The following is a 4,005-nucleotide window of genomic DNA, read 5'->3' on the forward strand; positions in this document are numbered from 1 at the left end:
AGTCTTTATTTCCACTATGTTGTTAAGTTAATCACAGTCGTTGTCAGTCTGAGCGGAGTCGAAGACCTTTTCTTCTGTAGTCGATTCCGAGGTCTGTGTCCTCACAGACCAATGTACTTAAATTAAGAAGATAAGGGTTTTTAACCACAGATGTACACAGATAAACACGGATTTTTATATCTGTGTGCATCCTTCCCATCTGTGGTTAAATTATTTTGCTTGTTGCTGAGACTTAACTTATGATATTGCCGCACAGACCATCATTAATAATCATAATTTACTCTTCCTCACTATAAGCCAACTCAATATCAATAAACTGGATAATTAGCGAGCACACCTTATCCTCAACATCAAAACCATAATAAACAGGGTAGGTGCCATCACCGAAACCACTTTGAAAAAACGGAATATGATAATCTGTTCCTGGAATTTTCCAGTTGATCCAGTCGCCGGCTTCGCGTTGATAAATAGGGTTTTCGGCGTAGTTCGCAGCAAAAAGTATCGCGAAATGATCATCGTATAGATTTTTACCTGGATTTTCTTTGTGAAATTTATCCTGGAAAGCACAGAAATGTTTTAGTGTTTCTTGATCTAAAACACATCCTAAACCTGCATCAACATTAAACCCGAAAAATTCGCCTTCGTTAAAATCAACAAGATCTTCGGTTCCGATTAATGCTTCTTCAAACCTGATGGCATCATGAGCGGTAAACTGTACCTTAACCGCGGCATAACGGGCACAATCATCATCATCTGGCACCACTACAGCGGCAGTAACGGGAAATTCGCCCGTTGGTACTTTGATCAGATAAGGCTCGGCATCTTTTTGAATATAAACCAATGGATCGCGTACCAAAATCTCTCCTGTTGGAATGGATACGCTGCCAAGTTCAAGATGATCGATTTTTTTTCCTCCTACAGTTGTTTCTTCGAAATAATCGTTAAGGTTGTTTGGGCAAGCCAGCAGGTTACGCTTTTCATTCCAGGTCTTTAACCATTCTTCACTTGGTTTCATGATATGCAGTTTTTTGTTTTAAGATAGATACAAGATAAAAATAAAAAAGCCAGGAAGATTAAAGTCTTTCTGGCTAATATTTTGGATCCGAATGGAAATTAATTTAAATGAAAACTTGGTTTATCTTCTTCCAATGATAGGATTTTAGTGATCTTTTTAAGCAACACATCCATTTGGAATGGTTTTGATAAGAAATCGTCCTGGCCGTAGTTTAAGGTTGTAAAATCTTTTTGATCGTATAAGCCAGAAATAAGTAAAATTGGAATTTTGGAAGTGCTTTCAATCGATTTTAACTGTTCGCATAATACACGCCCATCAATATGCCCGAGGGAAATATCAAGTAAGATTAAATCTGGATTGAATTTTTCAATTCTGTTAAAAATCTCTTCACCATCATTCAGTGCTGAAACTTTAAACCCTCCGATTTCCAGTATTAATTGTATGGTTTCTAAAACCTCAATATCGTCATCTACTACCAGTATTCTCTTCATATGTGTGTGCAATTATATGCTGTTAAAAGTATAACAAAAGTTTTTGTAGATATGTTTACAATCTTAACCATATTTTAACAATTTATTATGGCAAAGTAGATTTTAGTTTAGCTGGCCTGTTGTATGATGCCTTCTTTATGTAAAATGAAATTAAACAGTTCATCTATCGGTTTTTGTAAAATTTTACCGGGCTCGATACCATTTTCTACCAGTACCGAGATAAGCGCATCCTGGTAATAGTAGGCAATAGAACCTACAAAGTGGCAAGGTACATTTTTGTGTTTGGGATAGTCTTTAACATTCGTATCTACAAACTCCTGAAATCCGCTTTTTAAAATGTCCTGAATAAATGGATGGTCCTTATGATCAGCCATGAAGCGGCTAAAGCCTGCCAGATAGATGTTAGGGAAAGGTTTTTGATACACATTCGTAATAATCTGCTCTTTTTCTGCAGGGAAAGACTTTTTAAATTCTGCAGCTAACGTTAGTGGCATTTTATCGTATAAATAACTTAAAAGCACCTTTTTCCCAAAGAAAGTACCAGAACCTTCATCACCAAGAACGTAGCCCAGGCCATGATGCCCGTCATGGATTTTTTTTCCATCGAAATAACAGATATTCGATCCGGTGCCTAAAATACAGTTTAAACCTTCTGCATTTCCGCAGGTAGCATATACAGACCCGAGAAGATCGTGGTCTACCGAAATAAAAGCATTACCAAAAACGGCTGACAGACCATTTGAGACTACCTCATGTTTGTCGGGAGAAGAACAACCAGCTCCAAAAAAGTAGATTTCTTTTACCTCATTGGCATATTGTAATAAAGATTCATTTTTAGAAATCAGCTTGGTTATTTCTTGTTCACTTAAGAAATAAGGATTTATTCCAGGGGTGCTAAATTTAATGGTTTCGCCATTATGATAGCCCATCCAATCGGTTTTTGATGAGCCACTATCTGCAACAAGTATCATGGCACTAAATATAAAAATTAATTATAGAATTTTATACCTGAAATAATTTCGTTACTTCTGTTAAACCATTTTGGAAAATAGATGAATTCGTAAACAAAAGTAAATTTCCGATTATCAATACTTTGCAAATTTAAACTGATTAATAATTTTAATTAACATTATTGGCTAGACATTGGAATATCTCTTCCAGAATCTTTTATATAACGGATTACACTTTTTATTTCGCACTCATTTAAGGTGTCCATAATTGTTGTTTTAAATGCCCCGTTTTTACTATATGAACCTTTATGTTTTTTCGTGAATACATAGTCAATAAGCTTTAAACTATCCATTGCGGCTAAGCCACGGAATGTTGGCCAACCTCTATCATCTCTTTCTTCAAGATCTGGAGATAAATGACAGGATTTACAACTAAGATTTGATACAATCTGATGTGCATCATATGCATAGTATTTACAGGTATCTATTATTTTTTTTTTAATAACCATAGCATTAGAATTATTTTCAGACTTATTAATACATGATATGATTAAGAGAGTTAATAAGCTACCTAAACTTAGCTTTATTATATTTGAATCCATTTGTCGAATTATTTAAAAATGTTCTTAATCTATTTACTGTGTTGAGCGTAATATTTGAATAAGTGGTTTTTGTCATATCCCTTAGGTCTCTCATTATAAAATTCATAATAGTACCTCTTTCAGTATCAGATAGAGAATGACCAATATTATCACCCAAATGATACATTAATCTATTCTTTTTGTCAGCATCTTCAATATCATCTAAATTAAGTGTATGAAAAAATTCATGAACACCTATATGTTTGTTTTTTAACCAACTACTATAACTGACAACCGCTGGACCGCCACCATCACTACCTTGGGTAAGCCCTCCCGAGCTATGCTGTCTTCCATACTTATCTGTAAACTGATGGCCGATGCCATCTACCACAGCTAATACAAAATCGTTACCTCTTAACTGGCTTAACGTATCAATTAGTATAACATTTACCCTAAAGTTAAAATTATAACGAATGGAGTAGGTATGGTTCTTTTTTAAGTTAAAAGATTTTCTAGTAGCGTTGTATTCGAAAAATATTACCCCACTTTTATACCCACCACCCCGCAACTTATTTGAAATTACCTGTTGCGTAAAGGTCATTAAACTATTTAAGTTGGGCGCACCATTTGAGGTTAGGTCCAATACTTTTAAGGTAATGGTAAAATCGCCATACAGGCTCAGCTCACCACTCCCGTTATCGGTAATGCGTAGGTTTTTTGCAACAATACCCCCGGTTAAGGGTTGGCTTTGCAATATTGCAAAACGAGATTTGAGTGTATTGATCAGACTGTTTTCCATTAGGCGATAGATAACAGTAATAAATTTAACGAATTTTTTAGTTAATCGCAAAAATTATAATATCAGTATCCTAAAATGATTAAGATGCTCTGTTAAAAGATTGCTTCAGCTAGTGCCTGCCCTGCTTATAATGACATTTATGTAAATAACTGATATTCAGTGTTATTTC

The 4,005-nt window shown here is 34.9% G+C and carries 5 protein-coding genes; all 5 read right to left on the reverse strand.

Annotation, left to right across the window (positions count from 1 at the left end; all coding sequences use genetic code 11):
• Positions 1–277 precede the first annotated feature (277 nt).
• Positions 278–1,015 carry a DUF4241 domain-containing protein gene (locus IM793_RS24585; protein ID WP_193426138.1) on the reverse strand — a complete coding sequence of 246 codons (738 nt, stop codon included), beginning with the start codon at positions 1,013–1,015 and terminating at the stop codon, positions 278–280.
• A gap of 98 nt (positions 1,016–1,113) precedes the next feature.
• On the reverse strand, positions 1,114–1,506 hold the full coding sequence (locus IM793_RS24590) for a PleD family two-component system response regulator (protein ID WP_193426140.1): 393 nt from the start codon (positions 1,504–1,506) through the stop codon (positions 1,114–1,116).
• 107 nt (positions 1,507–1,613) lie between these two features.
• Positions 1,614–2,477, reverse strand: a complete 864-nt coding sequence (locus IM793_RS24595) for an N-acetylglucosamine kinase (RefSeq protein WP_227256386.1) — start codon at positions 2,475–2,477, stop codon at positions 1,614–1,616.
• Positions 2,478–2,635: 158 nt separating this feature from the next.
• Entirely contained in the window at positions 2,636–3,058 is a 423-nt protein-coding gene (locus IM793_RS24600; protein WP_193426142.1) for a hypothetical protein, read from the reverse strand.
• The gene (locus IM793_RS24605; RefSeq protein ID WP_193426144.1) at positions 3,024–3,836 is read right to left on the reverse strand and encodes a hypothetical protein; all 813 of its coding nucleotides are present in this window, start codon (positions 3,834–3,836) and stop codon (positions 3,024–3,026) included. The genes IM793_RS24600 and IM793_RS24605 overlap by 35 nt, the downstream gene beginning before the upstream one ends.
• Between the last annotated feature and the right edge of the window lie 169 nt (positions 3,837–4,005).

It is taken from the genome of Pedobacter sp. MR2016-19 (assembly GCF_014947265.1).
GTDB lineage: Bacteria > Bacteroidota > Bacteroidia > Sphingobacteriales > Sphingobacteriaceae > Pedobacter.

Coding starts and splice junctions, on each gene's coding strand:
- IM793_RS24585 (WP_193426138.1), bottom strand. CDS start 1,015: ATGAAACCAAGTGAAGAATGGTTAAAGACCTGGAATGAAAAGCGTAAC.
- IM793_RS24590 (WP_193426140.1), bottom strand. CDS start 1,506: ATGAAGAGAATACTGGTAGTAGATGACGATATTGAGGTTTTAGAAACC.
- IM793_RS24595 (WP_227256386.1), bottom strand. CDS start 2,477: ATGATACTTGTTGCAGATAGTGGCTCATCAAAAACCGATTGGATGGGC.
- IM793_RS24600 (WP_193426142.1), bottom strand. CDS start 3,058: ATGGATTCAAATATAATAAAGCTAAGTTTAGGTAGCTTATTAACTCTC.
- IM793_RS24605 (WP_193426144.1), bottom strand. CDS start 3,836: ATGGAAAACAGTCTGATCAATACACTCAAATCTCGTTTTGCAATATTG.